Below are 24,133 nucleotides of genomic sequence, written 5' to 3' on the forward strand. Positions count from 1 at the left end.
TATGTCTTTTGCCGTACCGCGCGCGTTACCGTTGTCCTTGCTGGCCACTTTTGTGCTGGCAGGCTGTGCCGAAAAAGGGGCCGCTCCGCTCAAAAAGGGGGAGAAGCCCGTCGATGTGGCGAGCGTTGTGCGGCAGAAAATGCCCGCCAGCGTGAAGGATCGCAACGCGTGGGCAGATGCGCTGGCAAAAACCTTTGAAAGCCAAAAGATCGCGCCGACCGAGGAGAATATCTGCTCGGTGCTGGCGGTGGCGCAGCAGGAGTCAATGTACCAGTCAGACCCGGTGGTGCCGGGTCTGAACAAAATCGCCTGGAAAGAGATCGACCGCCGCGCGGAATCCATGCATATCCCGGTTTTCCTCGTGCATACCGCGCTTAAAATCACCTCGCCGAACGGCAAAAGCTACAGCGAACGGCTGGACGCGGTGAAAACCGAAAAACAGCTCAGCGCCATCTTTGATGATTTCATCAGTATGGTCCCGATGGGGCAGAAGCTGTTTGGCTCGCTGAACCCGGTACATACCGGTGGCCCGATGCAGGTGAGCATTGCGTTCGCGGAGAAGCATACCGACGGCTACCCGTGGAAAATCGACGGTACGGTACGTCAGGAGGTCTTCTCCCTGCGCGGTGGGCTGTGGTTTGGCACGTATCATCTGCTGAACTATCCGGCGAACTACAATGAGCCGCTGTACCGCTTTGCCGACTTTAACGCGGGCTGGTACGCCAGCCGTAACGCGGCATTCCAGAGTGCGGTCAGCCGCGCAAGCGGCGTCAAGCTCGCACTGGACGGCGATCTCATCGCTTACGGCAGCAGCGAGGCGGGAAGCACCGAGCTGGCAGTACGGAAATTATCCACCACGCTTGGCTTGAGCAATAGTGACATTCGTCATCTGCTTGAGAAAGGCGATAGCCTGGCATTTGAGAAAACGGATCTGTACAACAAGGTGTTTGCGCTTGCAGAGAAGAAGAGTGGGAAAGCGTTACCGAGGGCTATCCTGCCGGGGATCCAGCTGGAAAGCCCGAAGATCACGCGTAACCTGACCACCGCATGGTTCGCAAAACGCGTGGACGATCGTCGGGCGCGCTGTATGGGGCTTTAACGGCGACGGCGAAAGCGCAAAACTAACGCTACAACGCCCAGAATCATACATCCCGCGAGGAAGGGGATCAGGCCGAACAGGGTGCTGACGCCAAAGCCAATCTCAACTCGCGGGCGTCCGTTATCCTGCACCTGCATCAGGTGTTCATAAACGCCCGGCGCATGGACCAGCATATTGAGCAGCTGGGAACCGGCCCAGAAGCAGAACAGGACAAACAGGGCATAAGCGATATTACCCGCCGTGGAGGTTTTTGGTTTGCCGCCAAAAATCGGTTTCGACAATGTAAAGTCAGCCATGTTGACCTCCCGTGGTATCACTCTGTTTTAATACGCGTCTTACGGGGTGAGTTTGACAGGTCATCGCATTTGTCAATATCAGAATCGTGGTAATTTACGCGCCGGAATCCTCCTGGATTGCCGATTTCTGCAGCACATCACAATTTCATCACTTAAGTGAAATTGCGTCGCGTTTCAGAATTTCCGTATCTGCCACAGACCTGGCCGTAAAACTGTGAGAGGATGTCTTTTTTTCCTGCCGGAGTTGTTATGAAGCTCACGTCCAAACTACGCCGTGACTGGCACTACTACGCCTTTGCTATCGGGCTAATCTTTATTCTTAACGGTGTCGTGGGCCTGTTGGGGTTTGAAGCAAAAGGATGGCAAACCTATGCCGTCGGGCTGGTGACCTGGGTGATAAGTTTCTGGCTGGCGGGGTTGATTATCCGCCGTCGTCCTGAAGAGACGACAGCGGATGAGGCGAAGCGCGCCGATTAACCGTTTACGGAACTTTTAAGCGCGCTGTCGGCGGCGTGACGCTCCAGCGCCAGTTCGATCAGGCGGGTGATCAGTTCCGGGTAGCTCAGGCCGCTGGCCTGCCACAGTTTTGGATACATGCTGATGTTAGTGAACCCCGGCAGCGTGTTGATTTCATTGATCACCACTTCGTTTTCCGACGTCAGGAACACATCCACGCGCGCCATGCCGCAGCAGCCGAGCGTCTGATAAGCGCGAATGGCGATCGCCCGGATCTTATCGTTAATCGCCGGATCGATATCCGCAGGAACGACAACCTGCGCGCCTTTGTCATCAATGTATTTGGTGTCGTACGAGTAGAAGTCGCTGTTTAAGACCACTTCGCCGCAGGTGCTCGCCTGTGGGAAATCGTTACCCAGCACGGCGCACTCAATTTCACGGCCTTTGATGCCCTGCTCAACCACCACTTTATGGTCGAACTCAAACGCCAGACGGACAGCCTGAGTGAACTCTGCTTCGCTGGTGACTTTGCTGACGCCCACGGAGGAGCCCTGGTTTGCCGGCTTCACAAACAGCGGCAGACCCAGCTCTCCGCTAATTTGCGCGAAGCTGTGCTTGTCGCGGTTGAGGGTCACAAATGGCGCAATATTCAGCCCGGCATCGCGCAGCAGGCGTTTGGTGACGTCTTTGTCCATGCACGCGGCAGAGCCGAGGACGTCCGAGCCGACGAACGGCAGGTTGGCCATGCGCAGCATTCCCTGCAGGGAACCATCTTCGCCCAGGGTGCCGTGAACGATAGGGAAGACAACGTCGATCTGGGCGAGTGCCTGCGCGTTGCCGGCATCGATGAGCTGCCCCTTCGCGACGCCGGGTACGGTGGCGACGCTCACTTCCGAAGGATTAAGGGCGATATGCGCCGGATCGTGAGCATTCAGCAGATACTGGCTGGCATCGTTAACGTGCCACTGCCCCTGTTTATCAATGCCCAGCAGCACCACGTCGAAACGGCTTTTATCGATCGCATCGACGATATTTTTGGCCGATTGCAATGACACTTCGTGCTCCGCTGATTTTCCCCCAAAGACAATACCTACGCGCTGCTTAGCCATCTCACTCTCTTCCAGTCTGACGAAAAGCCAATAACATACCACGATGCCCGGCGGGTTTCGCGGCCTTCTGCCATAATGTTTTGGGGAATGTTGAGGGGGGAGAGTGAAAGGAAAAACGCTGCTGACCGTATTCATCATTGTGGCCGTTGCAACGGTGGGTTACCGCTGGTTGCCGCCTTACTACAACCCTTTCATGCCGCTGACGCTTGACGACCCGCCGGGCCGAATCACCCAGTATAAGCTTCGGCGCTTAAGTCCCGAGGCGTGCGCAAGCCTGCTTTCGCAGGCCAACCAAAGGGATCTTATCCGCACCCAGCCGGTGACCGACAGCGGCGGCGCGTGCCCGCTTAACAACGTCGTGCGCGTGCGTGACTTCGGCCCGGTCGGCCTGAACAGCAGTTTTCTTGCCAGCTGTCCGCTGGCGCTCAGCTCTGCGCTGTTTATCAGCCAGCAGGCCCGGCCGCTGACAAAACGCTATACGGGCAGTGACCTGGCGCGTATCGACCATCTCGGCAGCTTTACCTGCCGCAATATTTACCATCGCCCTGACGCGCGACGCAGTGAACATGCCACGGCGGAGGCGCTGGATATCGCCGCCTTTCGGCTGGCGAACGGGGAACGCGTCACGGTGCTGAACGGCTGGAAGGCGGCAACAACGCAGCCATGGCTGAAGGCCATGCTGGCGGCAAGCTGCGGCTACTACGGAAACGGCCTGGGGCCGGAGTATAACACGGCGCATGCCAACCATTTTCATCTGGGAATGCGCGGTTTCGGACTCTGTCGGTGAAGCATAATATTCCGCCAGAAAATGGATGAATTGTGACTTATTTCACAAATATGATGACTGGGAAGATAAAACACCAAAGTCAGTCGGGCCGCATCTCTGGTGCGACGTCAAAACGCGTAACTTGCTAATCTGTAGGCGAATTCGCCTAAAAATGAAGACTATTTCTTTATGGAATCCTGGAAAGTTAATCTCATCTCGGTCTGGTTCGGCTGCTTCTTTACCGGGCTGGCCATCAGCCAGATCCTGCCGTTCCTGCCGCTGTACGTCTCGCAGCTGGGGGTGACCTCGCATGAAGCGCTCTCCATGTGGTCCGGCCTGACGTTCAGCGTCACGTTTCTGGTCTCCGCCATTGTGTCACCGATGTGGGGCAGCCTGGCGGATCGGAAAGGCCGAAAACTGATGCTGCTGCGCGCCTCGCTCGGGATGGCGATTGCCATTCTGCTCCAGGCCTTCGCCACCAACGTCTGGCAGCTGTTTTTCCTGCGTGCGGTGATGGGGCTGACGTCCGGGTACATTCCGAATGCCATGGCGCTGGTCGCCTCTCAGGTGCCGCGCGAGCGTAGCGGCTGGGCGCTGAGTACGCTCTCCACGGCACAGATCAGCGGCGTCATCGGCGGTCCGCTGCTGGGCGGCTTTCTGGCGGACCACGTCGGGCTGCGCGCGGTATTTATCATCACCGCGATCCTGCTGGTGGTCAGTTTTCTGGTCACGCTCTTTCTTATCAAAGAGGGAGGCCGCCCGGTTATCAGTAAATCTGAACGCCTGAGCGGCAAGGCCGTTTTCGCCTCGCTGCCCTATCCTGGACTGATGATCAGCCTGTTTGTGACCACTATGGTTATCCAGCTCTGTAACGGTTCGGTCGGTCCGATTCTGGCGCTGTTTATCAAGTCGATGGAGCCGGAAAGTACAAATATCGCTTTTCTGAGCGGCATGATCGCCGCCGTGCCGGGCGTATCCGCCCTGATTTCCGCGCCGCGTCTGGGAAAACTGGGTGACAGGATCGGCACGGCGCGCATCCTGATGGCGACGCTGATCTTTGCGGTCGTGCTCTTCTTCGCGATGTCGTTTGTCACCTCTCCGCTTCAGCTTGGCGTATTGCGATTTCTGCTCGGGTTTGCTGATGGCGCAATGTTGCCTGCGGTGCAGACCCTGCTGGTTAAATATTCCAGCGACCAGGTGACGGGGCGTATTTTTGGATATAACCAGTCATTTATGTATCTGGGGAATGTTGCCGGTCCGCTTATTGGCGCATCCGTTTCCGCGATGGCCGGTTTTCGTTGGGTATTTGCCGCCACGGCGATTGTTGTTTTAATCAATATTATCCAGCTGGCTATTGCGCTGCGTCGCCGCAGACAAATGGCGGAAGCGAAATCATCGAGATAATCGTTTCGTTGATGTATTATATATTCTTATGGTAGCCGCATTTTTATATAACAAAATGCGGCGCTTCTTTATAGAAAAACGTTTCGCTCATCGCGGCGGTCCTTTATTTTCATTCCTGCATCACTTTTGCATACCATAATAAATTTCTTCTCTTTGCATTATGGATTCAGAATGCTAACTTCAGACAAAACTGAAAAAGGAACTGGCACGATGAAAAATCTCATTGCTGAATTGCTGGTCAAGCTGGCGCAAAAGGAAGAGGAGTCAAAAGAGCTGGTTGCTCAGGTCGAAGCGCTGGAAATTGTGGTCACCGCGCTGCTGCGACAAATGGCGAAAACCGATCAACAGGCGTTGATTGAGAGCGTGGAAGGCGCGCTGGACAGCGTCAGGCCTGAATCGCAGGTTCCGGTTGAGGATGCCGAGATGCTCCACCAGTACGTAAAGAAGCTGTTAAGGCATCCGCGCAGCTAAACCGTCACAGGACGTAACGACGTGTCATAGAATTGTCATGCAGGATGCCTATAGTCGCTCTGTTTTTATTTTTATGTATTTGTACATGGAGAAAATAAATTGAAACAGAGCGCACTTTTCATCGCATTACTTCCCCTGTTAATTACCCCTGCCATTTATGCCGATACTGCCCAAACCAGCGTGCTGGATAATCGCGCGGCAAAAGGGGATATCACCCAGCCTGGCGGTGCACGCCGTTTATCAGAAGATCAAACTGCCGCTATTCGCGCTTCGCTGAATGATAAGCCAGCGAAAAATATTATTCTGCTGATTGGCGATGGAATGGGGGATTCCGAAATCACGGCGGCGCGAAATTATGCCGAGGGTGCGGGCGGCTTTTTTAAAGGCATCGACGCATTACCGCTGACCGGACAATATACCCATTACGCGCTGGATAAAAAAACCGGTAAACCGGATTACGTCACGGACTCCGCGGCCTCTGCTACGGCGTGGTCCACCGGCGTGAAAACCTATAATGGCGCGCTGGGGGGGGATATTCACGAAAAAGATCATCAAACCCTTCTTGAGATGGCAAAAGCGGCGGGCCTGGCGACCGGCAACGTCTCCACCGCTGAACTTCAGGATGCAACGCCCGCGGCGCTGGTGGCGCACGTGACCTCGCGTAAATGCTACGGTCCGTCAGTGACCAGCGAAAAATGCCCGACGAACGCGCTGGAAAAAGGCGGCAAAGGCTCGATTACGGAACAGCTGCTGAACGCGCGTCCTGACGTGACCCTCGGCGGCGGCGCGAAAACCTTCGCAGAAACCGCAACGGCGGGCGAGTGGCAGGGCAAAACGCTGCGCGAGCAGGCGCAGGCCCGCGGCTATCAGCTGGTGAGTGACACCAGTTCGCTGGCAGCCATCACCGAGGCGAACCAGGACAAGCCGCTGCTGGGGCTATTCTCTGACGGCAACATGCCCGTGCGCTGGGAAGGACCAAAAGCCTCTTATCACGGCAATATCGATAAACCTGCCGTAACCTGTACGCCTAACCCGAAACGCACGGACAGCGTACCGACGCTGGCGGCGATGACCGATAAAGCCATCTCTCTGCTGAGCAAGAGCGAAAAAGGGTTCTTCCTGCAGGTTGAGGGCGCGTCGATCGATAAGCAGGATCATGCGGCGAATCCGTGCGGCCAGATTGGCGAAACCGTCGATCTGGACGAAGCGGTGCAGAAGGCGCTTGAGTTCGCGAAAAAAGACGGCAACACCCTGGTGATCGTCACCGCGGACCATGCCCATGCCAGCCAGATCATTCCGGCAGATACTAAGGCCCCGGGCCTGACGCAGGCGCTGAATACCAAAGATGGCGCCGTTATGGTGTTGAGCTACGGCAACTCTGAGGAAGAGTCCATGGAGCACACCGGCACCCAGCTGCGCATTGCGGCCTACGGCCCGCACGCGGCAAACGTGGTAGGCCTGACCGATCAAACGGATCTGTTCTACACCATGAAGGCGGCGCTGGGTTTTAAATGATAAAATCCCGGCGGAAATCACATCTGTCGGCTGGTTTTTTTCCTGTCACGAACCAGACTTACAGGGAATGTTCACAAAAGGATGGTGCAATGAAAACAACATTACTGGTTACTCTGCTCTCCGGCCTGTTCCTGGTCGCATCGGCGAACGCGGAAGAGAAGACGCTAACGCCGCAACAACAGCGTATGACCACCTGTAATCAACAGGCGACGTCGCAGAGTCTGAAGGGAGACGCCCGCAAGACCTACATGAGCGACTGCCTTAAAAATGGCGCCGCGAAGCCGGCTGAAAAAAGCCTGACGCCGCAGCAGCAAAAAATGCGCGAGTGTAATGCGAAAGCAACCGAACAGTCCCTGAAGGGGGACGACCGCAGCAAGTTCATGAGCGCGTGCCTGAAGAAAAAAGTGTAGTTCAAACGGGTGAGCGGCTTCGGCGGCTCACCCGAAATTTCATACTTTCCCCGCAGACCCCCTCTCTATAATTTGGGAAAATGTTTCAGAATATTCCCAAAAATGATGAATGATGAAACGTATTACAACAAAAAGCGCATTCGGGAAGAGTGGAATTTAACCCTTTCTCAGGATGACCCTCACCGCGCCGGCATTCAGTTTGCCCGGCGAGTTCGGCTGGCGCGCGCCGTCGGGCTGGCGGCGATGTTTTTCCCCGTTGCGGGGATGCTGGTCACCCATTTTTTACCCGGTGGCTGGTGGCTTTTACTGGTGGGGTGGGCGTTCGTCTGGCCCCATTTTGCCTGGCAGCTGTCCTGCCGTGCCGCTTCACCTCATCAGCAGGAAATTTTCAATCTTAAAATCGATGCCATTATCGCCGGGCTCTGGATAGGCGTGATGGGGATGAATGCATTACCCACCGCAGCGCTGGTGATGATGGTGGGGATGAATATGATGGGTTCCGGCGGCTGTCGTCTGTTTATCCCGGGGATCGCGTTGACGCTGCTCTCCGCGCTGGTGACCCTGCCACTCGTCGGGAAAGTGGCCGTCTTCAACCCCGACCTCGTGGAGTGGGGCTTAACGTTACCCGTGCTCGTGCTGTATCCCATGCTGTTTGCCTGGCTCAGCCACCGAACCGCCGTCAGGCTTGCGGAACATAAGCAGCGGCTGGAAATGATGAGCACCCGCGACGGGATGACCGGGGTCTTTAACCGTCGGCACTGGGAAATGCTGCTGCGAAATGAATTTGAGCATTGTCGGCGCGACCACAGCACCGCCACGATATTGCTGATTGATATCGACCACTTTAAAAACATCAACGACACCTGGGGGCACGACGTGGGCGACGAGGCGATCATTGCTATTACGCGTCAGCTCCAGCGGTCGGTACGGTCAGGCGATGCGATCGGTCGGTTTGGCGGGGATGAGTTTGCGGTGATCATGTCGCAGACCGCGGCGGAAAGCGCCATCGCCGTGATGTCGCGACTGCATGAGCGGCTGGAAAAACTGACGTTACCGTGCGCGCCAAAAGAAGCGCTGCGCATCAGCGTAGGCGTTGCCCCCTGGGGGCCGCAGTTTGGACATTATCGGGAATGGCTGAAGGCGGCGGACGTGGCGCTGTACAGGGCGAAAAATGCCGGGCGCGGCCGCACCGAAGTGGCTGCCTGACGCCCGGTCAGAAATCAGGATTTACTCAGCTTCTCTGATTTTTCCATGCATTTTGCCATCGCTTCAATGACGGCCGAGCGGAATCCGCGCTCTTCCAGCACCCGCACCGCTTCGATGGTGGTACCGCCCGGGGAGCAGACCATATCTTTCAGTTCACCCGGGTGTTTGCCGGTTTCCAGCACCATTTTGGCGGAGCCCATGACGGCCTGCGCGGCGAACTTATACGCCTGCGCGCGCGGCATTCCGCCAAGCACGGCGGCGTCGGCCATCGCTTCTAAAAACATGAACACATAGGCAGGGGCTGAGCCACTCACGCCGACCACCGGATGGATCATCGATTCGGCAATCACTTCTGCTTCACCGAAGCAGCGGAAAATATTCAGCACATCGGCCACTTCTTCTGTGGTCACCAGCGCGTTAGGCGTGACGGAGGTCATGCCGGCATTGACCAGCGAGGGGGTGTTGGGCATGGCGCGGACGATTTTACGATCGTGACCCAGCGCGCGCGCCAGCTGATCGAGCGTGACGCCTGCGGCAATCGACACGACCAGCGTCTCTTTATTCAGGCTGGAGGTGATATCGCTCAGCACTTTGATCATGATGTTCGGCTTGACGGCGCCAAAGACGATATCGGCGACCTGGGCGACTTCCTGCGCGCTTTCGGCGGCGTTGATCCCATATTGATCGCGCAACTCGGCGACTTTGTCCGGTGACGGGGTATAGACCCAAATCTGACCCGGCAGCACCTGCCCGCTGGCGATCAGACCGCCCAGGATGGCTTTGCCCATGTTACCGCAGCCGATAAACCCGATTTTCTTGTCCATCACGATTCTCCGTCATTATGCGTTGTTTTCTCTGATTGATAGCTTAACAACGAAATGCAGGCGACAATAGTCGGCAGACTCATTATGGGGAGACAATATGGCGATTTGGGTTGATGCGGACGCGTGTCCGAACGTGATTAAAGAGATTTTATTTCGCGCCGCCGAGCGCGTTCAGATGCCGCTGACGCTGGTGGCGAACCAGAATATTCGCGTACCGCCTTCGCGGTTCATCCGCTCCTTGCGCGTGCCGGCCGGGTTCGACGTGGCGGATAACGAAATTGTTCGCCTGTGCAGCGTGGAGGATCTGGTGATCACGGCGGATATTCCGCTGGCTGCCGAAGTGCTGGAGAAAGGGGCGGCGGCGCTCAATCCGCGCGGGGAGCGTTACTCGCCTTCGACCATTCGGGAAAAGCTCACCATGCGCGATTTTATGGATACGATGCGGGCCAGCGGCGTGCAGACCGGTGGACCGGACAGCCTGTCCCAGCGCGATCGCCAGCAGTTCGCTGCCGAGCTGGATAAATGGCTGCTGGAAGTGAAGCGCCGCACAGCGTAATGATAATTATTGTCAATTTGTGGTACAGTGTGGCCTCCACAGGGTTGTCATCCCGTACCGCTTTGCAGTAAAGTAATCGCAACATCTTCTGCAATTATTTCTTTACACTCTTCAGCCATTCGGCATCAAGGGGAACACCTGGCATGACCCAACCCATCTTTTTAGTTGGCCCCCGCGGCTGTGGGAAAACCACCGTTGGCCTGGAGCTGGCACGCGTGTGTCATCGCCAGTTTGTTGATACCGACCACTGGCTGCAAACCGAGGCCGGAAAAACCATCGCCGAGATTGTTGAGCAAGAGGGATGGGAGAGCTTTCGCGCGCGCGAAACCGCCGCGCTGAAAGCGGTCACCACCCCGTCTGCCGTGATCGCCACTGGCGGTGGCATTGTTCTGGCGGAGTGTAATCGCCACTTTATGCGCGAAAAGGGGATTGTGATTTATCTCAGCGCGCCGGTGTCGGCTCTGGTAGGACGTCTGGAAGCCTTTCCGGAAGAGGGGCAACGCCCTGCGCTGACTACCAGGCCGCTCAGCGAAGAGGTGAGCGAAGTGCTGGCCGAACGCGATGCGCTATACCGCGAAGCGGCTCACCACGTGGTGGATGCGTCAGCCTCTCCCGAAGACGTTGTGATTCAGATTATTACCGCCCTGCGTTTGGCTTGTGCCAGCTAACCGGCGTCTATACTTATAGCTCAGACATAAAAAAAGGATGAGCTATGCCAACCAGACCTCCCTATCCGCGTGAAGCACGTATTGTTACCGTTGAAAAAGGCCAGACGGGTCATACCGTGACCTGGTATCAACTGCGTGCCGATCACCCCAAGCCGGACTCGCTGATCAGTGAACACGAGACTGAACAGGAAGCGCTGGATGCGAAACGGCGCTATGAAGATCCCGATAAAACCTGACCCTTTTCCTAAACGTTCCAGTATCGTGCCTGAATCACACTTTTTACTCATCGGGAAAGTTAAGCAGGAGTTAATATTTAGTTATTACAAGTAACTCCGGTATCGGCAGGCGATCTTTACATTTCGATGTCGGGATCACCTGCTACGCTTGGTGCTGTTTTGTTGAAAAAATGAACTGTGCAGCGTAGTGAGCCTGTACCTGTATGCACGATGTTGGAGTAATGGAAGGCGATCAAGATGAAGGCAACGTTGGCGATCCTCACCATTGGTGTGGTCCCTGTAAGCGAAGTGTTACCGCTCTTAACCGAGCATGTATCTGAACAACAGATAACGCATCTTAGCCTGCTGGGGAAGATGAGTCGGGAAGAGGTCATGGAAGACTACGCTGTCGAGGCGGGGGAGGATCCCCTGGCGACGTTATTAAGCGACGGTAAACTGGCGCACGTTTCGCGTCAGAAAATCGAGCGCTCGCTGCAGGGCGTAATAGAAGTGCTCGATAATCAAGGTTATGACGTTATTTTGCTGATGAGCACCGCGCCCATTAAGGGGCTTACGGCGCGTAATGCGATTTTGCTTGAGCCGATGCGGATCATTCCACCGCTGGTGGCCTCCATCGTGGATGGTCATCAGGTGGGGGTGATTGTGCCCATTGAGGAGCTCATGGATAACCAGGAAGCAAAATGGCACGTGCTGGAAAAAGTGCCCTTGTATGCGCTGGCAAATCCGTTCTGGGACAGTGAGGCAAAACTTATTGCTGCCGGGAAGGAACTGCTTGAGAGAGGAGCAGATGTCTTGATTCTGGACTGCCTCGGTTTCCATCAGCACCATCGTGATCTGCTGCAAAAAGCGCTGGATGTGCCCGTGCTGTTATCCAACGTTCTGATGGCTCGCCTGGCCTCGGAACTCCTCATGTAATGATTTTTCGTGACAGGTGATGAGCATGGCCCCTATAGTGAATTTTTATCTAAAAATATAAGGGCCAGTTCATGCTTCAAAGTAACGAATACTTTTCCGGTAAAGTGAAATCCATTGGTTTTACCAGCAGCAGCACTGGCCGCGCCAGTGTCGGCGTTATGGCGGAAGGGGAATACACCTTTGGCACGGCGGAAGCTGAAGAAATGACGGTCGTCAGCGGTGCGCTGAACGTCTTACTGCCGGGTGAAACGGAATGGAAAGTTTACGCTGCCGGGCAAGTTTTCAACGTCCCTGGCCACAGCGAGTTCCATTTGCAGGTCGCTGAACCTACCTCTTATCTGTGCCGCTATCTGAAATAAAAAATAAGCCGGGTGGCGCTAACGCTTACCCGGCCTGCGTTTTGCCTGTTATCTCTGCGCTTCGCCGCCGAGACCTTCCACCAGATTCTGAATCAACGCGGCCAGCTCGCCGGTCATCAGGATGAAGTCCGCGTCAAAGCGCTGGGCATAATCTTCCCTGTCGATATCTTCGTTCTGATCGCGCAGCTCGTCGCAGAATTTCAGACGCTTCACGGAGCCGTCGTCGCACATCACGAACTGAATGCGCTGCTGCCAGTCGAGCGCCAGTTTAGTGACCACTTTACCCGCTTCGATGTGGACGGCGATCTCGTCGCTCACCAGATCCTGCTTCTTCGCGCGGATCACGCCGCCATCTTCCAGCAGGGCTTTCAGCTCGGCTTCATCAAGGATCTGGAAACCCTGAGCCGCAGCGCCGCTGCGTACCCATTCGGTCAGCGTCAGCTCGATCGGCGTTTCCAGCGCCAGCGGAACGACCGGTAAAGATCCGATGCTTTTACGCAGCAGGGCCAGCGTATCTTCTGCTTTCTTGGCGCTGGCGCAGTCCACCATGATCAGCCCGTTGACGGTGTCGATCCACATCATGGTTTGGCTGAAGCGGCTGAAGGCGCGCGGCAGCAGCGAGTGCAGCACTTCGTCTTTCAGCGAATCTTTCTCGGTCTTTTTCAGCTTGCGGCCCTGTTCGGCTTCCAGCTTGAAAATTTTCGCTTCGAGCGCCTGCTTAACCACCGGCGTCGGCAGGATTTTCTCTTCTTTACGGGCGCAGACGATGATTTGACCCGTGCTGCTGGCGTGGGTCAGTGCATCGCTTTGTGAACCCATTGGCGGAACCCAGCCGGTTTTCGCCATATCCTGGCTACCGCAAGGGGAAAAGGTATAAGCGGCTAACTGTTTTTCCATCTCTTCTGCACGCAGCGAAACGTCGCGGCTGAGACGGTAAACCATCAAATTTTTGAACCACAGCATGATAATTTCCACGGCCTTGTCGTTAAATCAGCGGGCATGATAACGAATTGTCGCATCGCTTGCATTGCTAATCGGGAAGCGTGCTTCTACTCTGTTGATAATCAAAATAATGAGGAGAGTCTTGTGCGTATTGGGATCGATTTGGGCGGTACCAAAACAGAAGTCATCGCACTGAGCGAGCAGGGGGAGCAGCTGTTCCGCCACCGTCTGCCGACGCCGCGCGATGATTATCACCAGACTATCGAGACGATTGCCAGCCTGGTTGAGATGGCAGAGCAGGCGACAGGCCAAACCGGCAGCGTCGGTATGGGGATCCCGGGGTCGATCTCCCCGTATACCGGGGTGGTTAAAAATGCCAACTCCACCTGGCTCAACGGTCAGCCGTTTGATAAAGATTTGAGCCAACGTCTGAACCGGGAAGTGCGTCTGGCCAACGACGCTAACTGTCTGGCGGTCTCTGAGGCCATCGACGGCGCGGCGGCTGGTGCCCAGACCGTGTTTGCCGTGATCGTCGGTACCGGCTGCGGTGCGGGCGTGGCGTTCGGCGGGCGCGCCCATATCGGCGGTAACGGTACCGCGGGCGAGTGGGGACACAACCCGCTGCCGTGGATGGATGAAGACGAGCTTAAATACCGCGCTGAGGTGCCGTGCTACTGCGGAAAGCAGGGCTGTATTGAGACGTTTATCTCCGGCACCGGTTTTGCGACCGACTACCACCGCTTAAGCGGCCAGCCGCTAAAGGGCAACGAAATCATGCGTCTGGTCGAAGAACAGGATCCGGTCGCCGAGCTGGCCCTTAGCCGCTACGAAATGCGGCTGGCGAAATCCCTGGCGCACGTGGTGAATATTCTCGATCCGGACGTGATTGTGCTCGGCGGCGGCATGAGCAACGTTGACCGGCTGTACGCCACGGTACCGAATCTGGTGAAACAGTGGGTGTTTGGCGGCGAGTGTGAAACCCCGATCCGCAAAGCTGTCCACGGTGACTCCAGCGGCGTGCGCGGCGCGGCGTGGCTGTGGCCGGAATAAAAGCAAATAATGTTTATTCCCTCTCCCTGTGGGAGAGGGCTAGGGTGAGGGCATCAGACCGCACCGACCTACCATTCAGCCCACCGCAAATTCCTTATCCAGCCTGCTATAACCCAGCCCGTTAATTTTCTTCACCTTGATCTGCACCGGAATGCGCTCTTTCATCGCCTCAACGTGGCTGATCACGCCGATGGTTTTCCCGGTGGCGTTCAGCGCGTCGAGCGCATCCAGCGCGGTATCCAGCGTTTCACTGTCGAGCGTGCCGAACCCCTCATCCAGGAACAGGGAATCGATCCGCGTTTTATGACTCACCAGATCGGAAAGGGCCAGCGCCAGCGCCAGGCTGACCAGGAAGCTCTCGCCGCCCGAGAGCGTGCGGGTATCGCGAACCGCATCCGCCTGCCAGGTATCGACCACTTCCAGCTCCAGCGCGTCGCTGGCCTTGCGCTGCAGCAGATAACGCCCGTGCAGACGGTTAAGCTGCTGGTTAGCAAGCCAGACGAGATTATCCAGCGTCAGCCCCTGCGCGAATTTACGGAACTTGTCGCCGGTGCTGGAGCCGATCAGCGCGTTCAGATAACCCCAGTCGTCCGCCTGGCGCGCGGCCTCTTCAATTTGCTGCATCAACGCCAGCTGGTGCTGACGGTTATCGCTGTCCTGCTTAAGCTGCTGGCGGATCTCGCCCTGATGCGTCGTGTTCTCGCGAAGCCGTTGCGCCAGCTGCTGCAGCTGGCTTTGCAGTGCAGGGGCATCTGCATTGAGACCTTCCGGCCGCAGCGCCAGATGAGATTGCAGCTGCTGATTAGCCTGGCCGGAAAGGGCCGCGGCCTGCTGTATCTGGCTTTCCAGCGACTGCTTCAGCTGTTCGAGGCGACGAATAGCGTCGTCATCCAGCAGCGCGGCAAGGAACGCGTCCCGATCGGCAAAGCAGCTCGCTGCGAGCGCCGCGGTGAACTGTGCCTGCGACTGAAGCAGGCGCTCTTGCTCCAGCTTTTCCTGCTGCTGCTGCACGCTGAGCTGGCTTTGTAGCGACACGCATTCGTCGTGGACGTCGCGCCAGCCGTCCGGAATGGCCGGTTCGGCCTCTTCGCCGTTCGTTTCCGGAAGCGTGTCGAGCAGCGGCTTCAATGCGTTTATGCGTTCCAGAAGCGCGCCGTGCTGCGTTTGCTTCTCCTGCCACTGCGCGAATTCCGCTTCGCGGGCGTGCAGCCAGGCGGCTTCATTACCGTCTTCAGGTACGTTAAGCGATAGCGAAAGCAGGGTGTTTTCCAGCGCCTGGCGCGCGGCCGTCAGCTGCTGCTGATACTGTCGCTCCAGCACTTCCTGATCGTTTAGCTGGTTTTGCAGGGTCAGACGCTGGCTGAGCTGATAGAGCTGGCGCTCGTACTGTTCCTGCTCGTTCATCCATGGCGTGATATCTTCCTGAATATTCAACGCTATGTTCAGGGAAGTGCAGGCCTCCATCCACTCTTTAGTGAGTGCTTGCTCTTCCTGAGAGAGCGTCTGCGCTTCGTCTGTCTCGCGCTGGATCTGCTGCGTCAGGGCATTAACCTGTCCCAGCACCAGCAGGCCTTCCTCTTTAAGGGCGGCGACCTCTTTTTCCAGGTCATCACGGCGGCGCTGGTTATCCGTCAGCTCAAGCGACTGGTATTGCGCAACGGCGGGATGCTCGCTGGAGCCGCACAGCGGACAGGGTTTGCCGGCCTCAAGCTGCGAACGATAATGTTCCAGCTTTTTGATCGTCGCTTCGGTTTCGCACAGGGCCTTGAGGTCCAGATAGTGCTGGTGTTTCTCTTTGTACTGCTGGCGACGCAGCGTCAGCGTTTCATTGAGTTTGTTTTGTTCGGCCTGGGCCCTCTGCACGCTTTCACCGCTCTGGCGCAGGCGCTTTTGCAGCGGCTGATAGCGGGCATGCAGCGATGTTAGCCGCTGACGCAGCGTGCGTGACCGGGACTGCTGCTCCATGGCCGCGCTGACCTCATCCGCCGTCAGCGTCAGCGTATTTTCCGGCATCTCTGCCAGCCTGTTGCGTAATTCACCCATCCGCGCAGCAAGCGAGGCTAGCTGCGTTTTGTCGCGGTTAAGCTGAGAGAACTGGGCACGCCAGCCGGCAATCTCCTGCCCCAGCAGGCGATAGCGTTCGTGCTCCGCCAGCCACTGCGCCAGCGCCGTCTGCTCGGTCTGAAGTTGCTTATGATTACGCTGGGCGGTATGACGGATCCGCGCGCGCAGCGCGGTTTTGGCTTGTAAGCGAGTATTTACTTCAATAATTCGCTGCTGGGTTTGCGTCAGGCGCGCGGTTTGCTCCTGCTGGTGCTCCCAAAGCGGTCGAAGCTGGGCGGCGGGCAGAGCAAGCTGGAGCTTTGCCAGCTCTGGCGCAGCGTTCGTCAGCGCCTGTTGCGCCTGCTGTTGCATCGCGGTGACGCGCTGTTGCTCAAGCATGAGCTCATCATGGCGCGTAAGCCACTGAAAATCTTTCTGTTGCCTTTGCTGCTGAACCAGCAGGGTTTTCTCTTCGTCAGTAAGCGCCTGCAAACTTTGCTGCAACTGCTGCTGTTGCTCTTCGCTCAACAGCACGACGCCCGCCGCCTGCGCCTCGCACTTTTCAAGCACGCTGCGGGCGGCTTTGTGTTTCTCAAACACCATGGCGGAAATCTGGCCGTAGATCTCGGTGCCGGTCAGCTCTTCCAGCAGCTCGGCGCGATCGCTCGGCCTGGCATTAAGGAAGGCGGCAAACTGCCCCTGTGAGAGCAGCATCGAGCGGGTGAAGCGGCCATAGTCCAGCCCGGTGAGCGCAGCGGTTTGCTCCAGTTTATCCGTCACTTTGTCGGCCAGGATTTTGCCATCTTCGCAGCGCGCCAGCTCCACGCGCGGCGCCTGCAGGTTTCCGTCCGGCTGGTTGCGCGCGCGGTTCTGGCTCCAGAATGCGCGATAGGCGGTGCCTTTTACCTCGAACTCCACTTCCGCCAGGCACTCGGCGGTGTCGCGCGTCATCAGGTCGTTTTGCGCCTGAGAGACCTTCTGCAGTCGCGGCGTTTCGTGATAAAGCGCCAGGCAGATGGCGTCGAGCAGGGTGGTTTTACCTGCCCCGGTCGCGCCGGTAATGGCAAACAGCCCGTTGCTGGCAAACGGCTCCGCGGTAAAGTCAATTTTCCACTCGCCCTTGAGGGAGTTGAGATTTTTCAGGCGCAGGCTCAAAATTTTCATGCGTTTTCTTCCTCATCATTGAGCGCATGCAGGGTATGGCTGAACAGTTCGCTGAGTCTTGCGCGCTTCGCGTCGTCAATTTCCTCCTGCGAGAGCCTGCGTTCAAACACCTCTTCAACCCGCAGTTCACTGAGCGTTTCGCGTTGAGCGCTTAACAGAATTTTCTCGCGCTGCTCGCGGCTGCGGCGTACCAGTAAGACCTCGACGGGTAAATCTTCCGTCAGCGCCTGAATTTTACGCTGCATATCGTGCAGGTAGTCGTCGGTGGTGATTTCGATATCCAGCCAGACGGGCGGGTTAAGCGCTGTTCCGCGCCACTGCTCAAGCTGGGCGGTAATGGCGGCAAGATCGCCCTTCAGCACCGCCAGCGGCTGGGTGACCGGGACCTCCAGCGTCTCGACGGCGTGAAGTTTTCCCTCGGAAAAGCTCACCAGGTGGACGGATTTGGCCTTGCCCGTTTCGTCAAAGCTGAGCGAAATTGGCGAGCCGCAGTAGCGGATGTGCTCGCTGCCGCCGACGATCTGCGCCCGGTGAATATGTCCGAGCGCAATGTAGTCGGCTGGCGGGAAGTTTTGCGCCGGAAAGGCATCCAGCGTGCCGATATAGATGTCGCGTACGGCGTCACTTTTACTGGCCCCGACGGTGGTGAGATGCCCGGTCGCAATCACCGGAATCGGCTGGTCGCCGCGCAGGGCGCAGGCATCGGCGTGCTGCTGGTGATAATAATCGGTGATGGCCTGCAGGAGATGCTGCTGTTTTTCCACGCCCGACAGCCCCGCCTGGCTTTGCACGATGTCGCGCGGCCGTAAAAAGGGAATGGGGCACAGTACCGCCCCCGGCGTGCCGTCGCGTTTTTTCAGGATCTGCGGGGGCTGCCCGGCGCTGGCGACGACGGTGGTATTCAGAAATGCCAGGATGTCGCGGGATTCATTGAGCGTCGCGACGGAATCATGGTTGCCGGCGACAATCACCAGATGACAGCCGGTTTGCTGCAAATTCACCACGAAGCGGTTGTACAGTTCACGCGCATAGCTGGGGGGCGAGCCGGTATCAAAGATGTCACCCGCCACAATAATCGCGTCCACCTCGTGCGTCCGGGCCGTTTCCAGCAGCCAGTTCAGGAAAGCTTCATGTTCAGCCGCACGGCTTTTGCTGTAAAAATTTTGACCCAGATGCCAGTCCGAGGTGTGAAGTATGCGCATAGCTGATCCGTGGCAAAAAAGAGAAAGCAGGATTATAAACGTTCAGAGACGGGAAAATAACCGCTGTAATAAAACAACGGTTTGCCCGTTATCGTGGTACTGTTTTTCATAAATCTGTCATAAATCTGACGCATAATGGCGCCGAATTACAAACTTGTAACTTAAATAAGATAAGACAGGGCAAAGTATGGCGAGACGTATTCTGGTCGTAGAAGATGAAGCTCCAATTCGTGAAATGGTGTGCTTCGTGCTCGAGCAAAACGGCTTCCAGCCGGTTGAAGCGGAAGATTATGACAGCGCAGTGAACCAGCTGAATGAACCCTGGCCCGATCTGATTCTGCTGGACTGGATGTTGCCCGGCGGCTCCGGACTGCAGTTTATCAAACACCTGAAGCGCGAGGCGCTGACCCGCGACATCCCGGTTGTGATGCTCACGGCGCGCGGAGAAGAAGAGGATCGCGTTCGCGGTCTGGAAACCGGCGCGGACGATTACATTACTAAACCGTTCTCCCCAAAAGAGCTGGTTGCCCGCATTAAAGCCGTGATGCGCCGTATTTCGCCGATGGCGGTGGAAGAGGTGATAGAGATGCAGGGACTGAGCCTTGACCCCACCTCACACCGCGTGATGACCGGTGAAAATCCCCTCGACATGGGGCCTACCGAATTTAAACTCCTGCACTTCTTTATGACCCACCCGGAACGCGTTTACAGCCGCGAGCAGTTGCTGAATAACGTCTGGGGAACTAACGTGTATGTCGAAGACCGGACGGTTGACGTACATATTCGCCGCCTGCGAAAAGCACTGGAACTGAGCGGCCACGATCGCATGGTGCAGACGGTCCGCGGCACGGGTTATCGTTTTTCTACCCGTTTCTGAACAATGACAGGAGTGTGACGCGTGCTGGAACGTCTGTCATGGAAAAGGCTCGTCTTTGAACTGATCTTATGCTGTATTCCGGCCTTCCTTCTGGGGGCCTTTCTTGGACACCTGCCGTGGTTTCTGCTGGCGTCGGTCACCGGGCTGCTGATCTGGCATTTCTGGAACCTGCTGCGCCTCTCCTGGTGGCTGTGGGTTGACCGAAGTATGACGCCGCCGCCGGGAAGCGGCAGCTGGGAGCCGCTGCTGTACGGTCTGCATCAGATGCAGATGCGTAATAAAAAGCGTCGCCGCGAGCTGGGAAGCCTGATTAAGCGTTTTCGCAGCGGTGCAGAGTCGCTGCCGGATGCCGTTATTCTGACGACCGAAGAAGGGACGATCTTCTGGTGTAACGGCCTTGCGCAACAGCTGCTGGGCCTGCGCTGGCCCGATGACAATGGCCAGAATATCCTCAACCTTCTGCGCTATCCCGAGTTCACGCTGTATCTGAAAAAGCGTGATTTTACCCGCCCGCACAATCTGAAGCTCAATAATGGTCGCCATCTGGAAATCCGCGTGATGCCCTACAGCGATAAGCAGTGGCTTATGGTGGCGCGCGATGTCACCCAGATGCACCAGCTGGAAGGGGCGCGTCGCAACTTCTTCGCCAACGTCAGTCACGAACTGCGTACCCCGCTGACCGTGCTTCAGGGCTACCTCGAGATGATGCAGGAGCAAACGCTTGAAGGCGCGCCGCGTGAAAAAGCGCTGCACACCATGCGCGAGCAAACGCACCGGATGGAAGGGCTGGTGAAGCAGCTGCTGACACTCTCGAAGATTGAAGCGGCGCCGTCGCTCGCGCTAAATGACACCATTGATGTCCCGATGATGCTGCGGGTCGTTGAGCGTGAAGCGCAGACGTTAAGCCACAAAAAGCATCACCTGACCTTTGAGGTCGACAATACGCTGAAGGTGCTGGGCAGCGAAGATGAACTGCGTAGCGCCATTTCCAACCTGGTGTATAACGCGGTGAATCATACGCCGGAGGGGACGAATATCGTGGTGCGCTGGCATCATGCCCCAACGGGGGCTGAGTTTAGCGTGGAAGACAACGGGCCGGGGATTGCGCCTGAGCATATTCCGCGTCTGACCGAGCGCTTTTACCGTGTAGATAAAGCGCGATCCCGGCAGACAGGCGGAAGCGGCCTGGGGCTGGCAATTGTGAAACACGCGGTGAATCACCATGAAAGCCGTCTCGATATTCAGAGTACGCTGGGTAAAGGAACCCGCTTCAGTTTCGTTATTCCGGAACGATTAATTGCCAAAAAGATCGCCTGACGGCAGGCGTGTCATTTTACCTTTCCACGGGTCAGCGTCTGCTGGCCCGTTTGCTTTGCAGTCAAGCGAAACGCGGATGAATTTTATACGGCTGACTGTTTTTTGTTCGCATGATTAGCCATGGGTTTTTCTTATAAATAGCGTATTGTTCTGAGGTGTATTTTCATGCTGGCATATTGTTCTGGTTTTACGATCCCACCTTGCCTTTAAACGTTATAAGCGTTTAAATTGCGCCCCAGATACTGTCAGACCGACTGTATTTGCGTGGTAAATCGAAAAACTATTCTTCTCCACGCCAGGACGGGAGCATTTCCCGCTGAAATTGAGCAAATTTTCGGCTGTATCGTCCCATCAGGGATATCGAAAATCTCAATGTTTTCAACACCACATCCACAGGCAGTAAGGTTTTATGACCCATCACTTAAAATCGCGTGACATCATCGCGCTGGGCTTTATGACATTTGCGCTGTTCGTTGGCGCAGGCAACATCATTTTCCCTCCAATGGTTGGCTTACAGGCGGGTGAACACGTCTGGACCGCCGCGTTTGGTTTCCTGATTACTGCCGTGGGTCTGCCGGTTCTGACCGTCGTCGCGCTGGCGAAAGTCGGCGGCGGTGTGGATAGCCTCAGCACCCCGATTGGCAAAGTGGCGGGCGTTCTGCTGGCAACCGTCTGCTATCTCGCCGTTGGCCCGCTGTTTGCGACCCCGCGTACGGCAACCGTGTCCTTCGAAGTGGGTATTGCTCCCCTGACCGGAGACGGTGCGATGCCGCTGTTTATCTACAGCCTGATCTACTTCGCGATCGTGATTCTGGTTTCCCTCTATCCGGGCAAGCTGCTGGATACCGTGGGTAACTTCCTGGCTCCGCTGAAAATCGTGGCGCTGATTGTTCTGGCGGTAGCGGCCATCATCTGGCCAGCAGGCCCGATTAGCGACGCGATGGACGCCTATAAAAATGCCGCGTTTTCCAACGGCTTTGTGAACGGCTACCTGACGATGGATACGCTGGGCGCGATGGTGTTTGGTATCGTTATCGTTAACGCCGCGCGTTCCCGCGGTGTGACCGAAGCGCGTCTGCTGACCCGCTATACCATCTGGGCTGGCCTGATGGCTGGTGTGGGGCTGACGCTGCTGTATCTGGCGCTGTTCCGTCTGGGTTCCGACAGCGCCATGCTGGTTGAGCAGAACGCCAACGGTGCGGCTATCCTGCACGCCTACGTTCAGCACACCTTCGGCGGTGCGGGCAGTATGCTGCTGGCAGCGCTGATTTTCCTGGCGTGTCTGGTGACGGCGGTTGGCCTGACCTGCGCCTGCGCAGAGTTCTTTGCGCAGTATCTGCCGCTTTCTTACCGCACCCTGGTGTTTATCCTCGGCATCTTCTCTATGGCGGTGTCAAACCTCGGTCTGAGCCACCTGATTCAGGTCTCGATTCCGGTGCTGACGGCGATTTATCCGCCGTGTATCGTGCTGGTGGTGCTGAGCTTTACTCGCCCGTGGTGGAACAACTCTTCACGAATTATTGCGCCAGCCATGTTTATCAGCCTGATTTTTGGTATCCTTGACGGGATTAAAGCATCAGCTTTCGCGCACATACTGCCGGCATGGACACAGCGTCTGCCGCTGTCCGAGCAGGGTCTGGCCTGGCTGATGCCTACCGTTGTTGCACTGGTTCTGGCGATTATCTGGGATCGTGCTGCAGGGCGTCAGGTCGCATCGAACGCTCATTAATCAACGGCAACAAACTGTTTAACCACGGGGCTTAAGGCCCCGTGGTTTTTTGTTTTTTTCGTGTTGAATGGCAAGATTTAAATGGAAAGCACTAACAAACTTAAACGTGGATTGAGCACGCGCCACATCCGCTTTATGGCGCTGGGCTCTGCTATCGGCACCGGTCTTTTTTATGGCTCGGCAGATGCCATCAAAATGGCCGGTCCCAGCGTTCTGCTGGCGTACATCATCGGCGGCGTGGCGGCGTATATCATCATGCGCGCCCTCGGCGAAATGTCGGTTCACAACCCGTCCGCCAGCTCCTTCTCCCGCTACGCGCAGGAAAACCTCGGCCCGCTGGCCGGGTTTATCACCGGCTGGACCTACTGCTTTGAAATCCTGATTGTGGCGATTGCCGACGTGACGGCGTTTGGCATCTATATGGGCGTCTGGTTCCCGGCGGTGCCGCACTGGATTTGGGTGCTGAGCGTGGTGCTGATCATTTGCGCCGTCAACCTGATGAGCGTGAAGGTGTTCGGCGAGCTCGAATTCTGGTTCTCCTTCTTCAAGGTCGCCACCATCATCATCATGATCGTGGCCGGTTTCGGCATCATCATCTGGGGAATCGGCAACGGCGGGCAGCCGACCGGTATTCACAACCTCTGGAGCAACGGTGGCTTCTTCAGCAACGGCTGGCTCGGAATGGTCATGTCGCTGCAGATGGTGATGTTCGCCTACGGCGGCATCGAGATTATCGGTATTACCGCCGGTGAAGCGAAAGATCCGGAGAAATCCATTCCGCGCGCCATCAACTCGGTGCCGATGCGTATTCTGGTGTTCTACGTGGGCACGCTGTTCGTGATTATGTCCATCTACCCGTGGAATCAGGTCGGCACCAACGGTAGCCCGTTTGTTCTGACCTTCCAGCATATGGGAATTGCCTTTGCGGCCAGCATTCTGAACTTTGTGGTGCTCACCGCGTCACTCTCCGCGATCAACAGTGACGTCTTTGGCGTGGGCCGTATGCTGCACGGCATGGCGGAGCAGGGCAGTGCGCCGAAGGTGTTCGCCAAAACTTCACGCCGCGGCACGCCGTGGGTAACCGTTGTGGTGATGACCGTGGCGCTGCTGTTCTCGGTTTACCTGAACTACATCATGCCGGAGAACGTCTTCCTGGTGATCGCATCGCTGGCGACCTTCGCGACGGTGTGGGTGTGGATTATGATCCTGCTGTCGCAGATTGCGTTCCGCCGTCGTCTGTCGCCGGATGAGGCGAAAGCGCTGAAGTTCAAAGTACCGGGCGGCGTTGCGACGACCGTCGTCGGGCTGATCTTCCTGGTGTTTATCATTGCCCTGATTGGCTACCATCCGGATACCCGCATTTCCCTGTACGTGGGCTGCGCGTGGATCGTCCTGCTGCTGGTGGGGTGGGTGTTTAAATGCCGCCGTGACCGTCAGCTGGCGGAAGCGCAGTAATATCCTTTTCCCCTCTCCCCTTGGGAGAGGGAATTTTGCCTCATCCTCCTTTCTCCTCCCCCAA

The 24,133-nt window shown here is 56.7% G+C and carries 24 protein-coding genes; 18 read left to right on the forward strand and 6 right to left on the reverse strand.

Going from position 1 to position 24,133, the window contains the following annotated elements:
- The first annotated feature begins 1 nt into the window (after position 1).
- A complete protein-coding gene (locus ACERY3_RS00335) occupies positions 2-1,099 on the forward strand; it encodes a DUF1615 domain-containing protein (RefSeq protein WP_058841158.1) in 1,098 nt (365 codons plus the stop codon).
- On the opposite strand, the gene ACERY3_RS00340 is transcribed toward ACERY3_RS00335, so the two are convergent.
- Positions 1,096-1,395 (reverse strand): DUF2755 family protein, encoded by a 300-nt coding sequence (locus tag ACERY3_RS00340; protein WP_008503287.1) that lies wholly within the window; start codon positions 1,393-1,395, stop codon positions 1,096-1,098. The genes ACERY3_RS00335 and ACERY3_RS00340 overlap by 4 nt on opposite strands.
- 249 nt (positions 1,396-1,644) lie before the next feature.
- On the opposite strand from ACERY3_RS00340, the gene ACERY3_RS00345 reads away from it, so the two are divergent.
- Complete coding sequence (locus tag ACERY3_RS00345) at positions 1,645-1,872, forward strand: DUF2754 domain-containing protein (protein WP_033144741.1); 228 nt, start codon at positions 1,645-1,647, stop codon at positions 1,870-1,872.
- On the opposite strand, the gene ddlA is transcribed toward ACERY3_RS00345, so the two are convergent.
- On the reverse strand, positions 1,869-2,960 hold the full coding sequence (gene ddlA, locus ACERY3_RS00350; protein ID WP_373224858.1) for a D-alanine--D-alanine ligase: 1,092 nt from the start codon (positions 2,958-2,960) through the stop codon (positions 1,869-1,871). The two genes, ACERY3_RS00345 and ddlA, sit on opposite strands and share 4 nt — an antisense overlap.
- A gap of 103 nt (positions 2,961-3,063) precedes the next feature.
- Between ddlA and ACERY3_RS00355 the strand changes: the two genes are divergently transcribed.
- The 6 genes from ACERY3_RS00355 (at position 3,064) to adrA (ending at position 8,732) form a co-directional block, all read left to right on the forward strand.
- Complete coding sequence (locus tag ACERY3_RS00355; RefSeq protein ID WP_373224859.1) at positions 3,064-3,747, forward strand: extensin family protein; 684 nt, start codon at positions 3,064-3,066, stop codon at positions 3,745-3,747.
- 168 nt (positions 3,748-3,915) lie between these two features.
- Positions 3,916-5,130 (forward strand): multidrug efflux MFS transporter, encoded by a 1,215-nt coding sequence (locus ACERY3_RS00360; RefSeq protein ID WP_029739748.1) that lies wholly within the window; start codon positions 3,916-3,918, stop codon positions 5,128-5,130.
- 210 nt (positions 5,131-5,340) lie between these two features.
- Positions 5,341-5,601 carry an anti-adapter protein IraP gene (gene iraP, locus ACERY3_RS00365; RefSeq protein WP_024906786.1) on the forward strand — a complete coding sequence of 87 codons (261 nt, stop codon included), beginning with the start codon at positions 5,341-5,343 and terminating at the stop codon, positions 5,599-5,601.
- A 99-nt stretch (positions 5,602-5,700) separates the two neighbouring features.
- The gene (phoA, locus tag ACERY3_RS00370; RefSeq protein ID WP_373224860.1) at positions 5,701-7,116 is read left to right on the forward strand and encodes an alkaline phosphatase; all 1,416 of its coding nucleotides are present in this window, start codon (positions 5,701-5,703) and stop codon (positions 7,114-7,116) included.
- 89 nt (positions 7,117-7,205) lie between these two features.
- Entirely contained in the window at positions 7,206-7,526 is a 321-nt protein-coding gene (gene psiF / locus ACERY3_RS00375) for a phosphate starvation-inducible protein PsiF (RefSeq protein WP_023334671.1), read from the forward strand.
- 102 nt (positions 7,527-7,628) lie between these two features.
- Positions 7,629-8,732, forward strand: a complete 1,104-nt coding sequence (adrA, locus tag ACERY3_RS00380; RefSeq protein ID WP_033144746.1) for a diguanylate cyclase AdrA — start codon at positions 7,629-7,631, stop codon at positions 8,730-8,732.
- 14 nt (positions 8,733-8,746) lie between these two features.
- Here the strand turns inward: adrA and proC are convergent, their stop codons facing one another.
- Positions 8,747-9,556, reverse strand: coding sequence for a pyrroline-5-carboxylate reductase (proC, locus tag ACERY3_RS00385; RefSeq protein WP_023310536.1), 810 nt, complete (start codon positions 9,554-9,556; stop codon positions 8,747-8,749).
- A gap of 97 nt (positions 9,557-9,653) precedes the next feature.
- Here proC and ACERY3_RS00390 point away from each other — a divergent pair, with 97 nt between their 5' ends.
- The 5 genes from ACERY3_RS00390 (at position 9,654) to ppnP (ending at position 12,290) form a co-directional block, all read left to right on the forward strand.
- Complete coding sequence (locus ACERY3_RS00390) at positions 9,654-10,112, forward strand: YaiI/YqxD family protein (protein ID WP_033144747.1); 459 nt, start codon at positions 9,654-9,656, stop codon at positions 10,110-10,112.
- Between the two features lie 143 nt (positions 10,113-10,255).
- Positions 10,256-10,780 (forward strand): shikimate kinase AroL, encoded by a 525-nt coding sequence (aroL, locus tag ACERY3_RS00395; RefSeq protein ID WP_039263897.1) that lies wholly within the window; start codon positions 10,256-10,258, stop codon positions 10,778-10,780.
- A 44-nt stretch (positions 10,781-10,824) separates the two neighbouring features.
- Positions 10,825-11,016 carry a protein YaiA gene (gene yaiA, locus ACERY3_RS00400; RefSeq protein ID WP_032638425.1) on the forward strand — a complete coding sequence of 64 codons (192 nt, stop codon included), beginning with the start codon at positions 10,825-10,827 and terminating at the stop codon, positions 11,014-11,016.
- Between the two features lie 237 nt (positions 11,017-11,253).
- Positions 11,254-11,931: an AroM family protein gene (locus tag ACERY3_RS00405; protein WP_008503271.1), complete on the forward strand. Its 678-nt coding sequence runs from the start codon at positions 11,254-11,256 to the stop codon at positions 11,929-11,931.
- Positions 11,932-12,002: 71 nt separating this feature from the next.
- Entirely contained in the window at positions 12,003-12,290 is a 288-nt protein-coding gene (gene ppnP / locus ACERY3_RS00410) for a pyrimidine/purine nucleoside phosphorylase (protein ID WP_008503270.1), read from the forward strand.
- A gap of 48 nt (positions 12,291-12,338) precedes the next feature.
- Here ppnP and rdgC read toward each other — a convergent pair whose 3' ends face one another.
- Complete coding sequence (gene rdgC / locus ACERY3_RS00415) at positions 12,339-13,253, reverse strand: recombination-associated protein RdgC (RefSeq protein ID WP_023310540.1); 915 nt, start codon at positions 13,251-13,253, stop codon at positions 12,339-12,341.
- Between the two features lie 123 nt (positions 13,254-13,376).
- Between rdgC and mak the strand changes: the two genes are divergently transcribed.
- Positions 13,377-14,282 (forward strand): fructokinase, encoded by a 906-nt coding sequence (mak, locus tag ACERY3_RS00420; RefSeq protein WP_023310541.1) that lies wholly within the window; start codon positions 13,377-13,379, stop codon positions 14,280-14,282.
- A 75-nt stretch (positions 14,283-14,357) separates the two neighbouring features.
- Here mak and sbcC read toward each other — a convergent pair whose 3' ends face one another.
- Positions 14,358-17,489 carry an exonuclease subunit SbcC gene (gene sbcC, locus ACERY3_RS00425; protein WP_373224861.1) on the reverse strand — a complete coding sequence of 1,044 codons (3,132 nt, stop codon included), beginning with the start codon at positions 17,487-17,489 and terminating at the stop codon, positions 14,358-14,360.
- Complete coding sequence (gene sbcD, locus ACERY3_RS00430) at positions 17,486-18,691, reverse strand: exonuclease subunit SbcD (RefSeq protein ID WP_373224862.1); 1,206 nt, start codon at positions 18,689-18,691, stop codon at positions 17,486-17,488. Before sbcD ends, sbcC begins: the two co-directional genes overlap by 4 nt.
- Positions 18,692-18,878: 187 nt before the next feature.
- Between sbcD and phoB the strand changes: the two genes are divergently transcribed.
- From phoB to proY, 4 genes are all read left to right on the forward strand, one after another.
- Entirely contained in the window at positions 18,879-19,568 is a 690-nt protein-coding gene (phoB, locus tag ACERY3_RS00435) for a phosphate response regulator transcription factor PhoB (protein ID WP_008503265.1), read from the forward strand.
- 21 nt (positions 19,569-19,589) lie between these two features.
- Positions 19,590-20,885, forward strand: coding sequence for a phosphate regulon sensor histidine kinase PhoR (gene phoR / locus ACERY3_RS00440; protein ID WP_058841165.1), 1,296 nt, complete (start codon positions 19,590-19,592; stop codon positions 20,883-20,885).
- Positions 20,886-21,294: 409 nt separating this feature from the next.
- Positions 21,295-22,614, forward strand: a complete 1,320-nt coding sequence (brnQ, locus tag ACERY3_RS00445) for a branched-chain amino acid transporter carrier protein BrnQ (RefSeq protein ID WP_058841166.1) — start codon at positions 21,295-21,297, stop codon at positions 22,612-22,614.
- A gap of 81 nt (positions 22,615-22,695) precedes the next feature.
- Positions 22,696-24,069, forward strand: coding sequence for a proline-specific permease ProY (proY, locus tag ACERY3_RS00450; protein WP_029739758.1), 1,374 nt, complete (start codon positions 22,696-22,698; stop codon positions 24,067-24,069).
- The last annotated feature ends 64 nt before the right edge of the window (positions 24,070-24,133 follow it).

This window comes from Enterobacter cloacae complex sp. ESBL7, assembly GCF_041679625.1.
GTDB classification, from domain to species: domain Bacteria; phylum Pseudomonadota; class Gammaproteobacteria; order Enterobacterales; family Enterobacteriaceae; genus Enterobacter; species Enterobacter asburiae_B.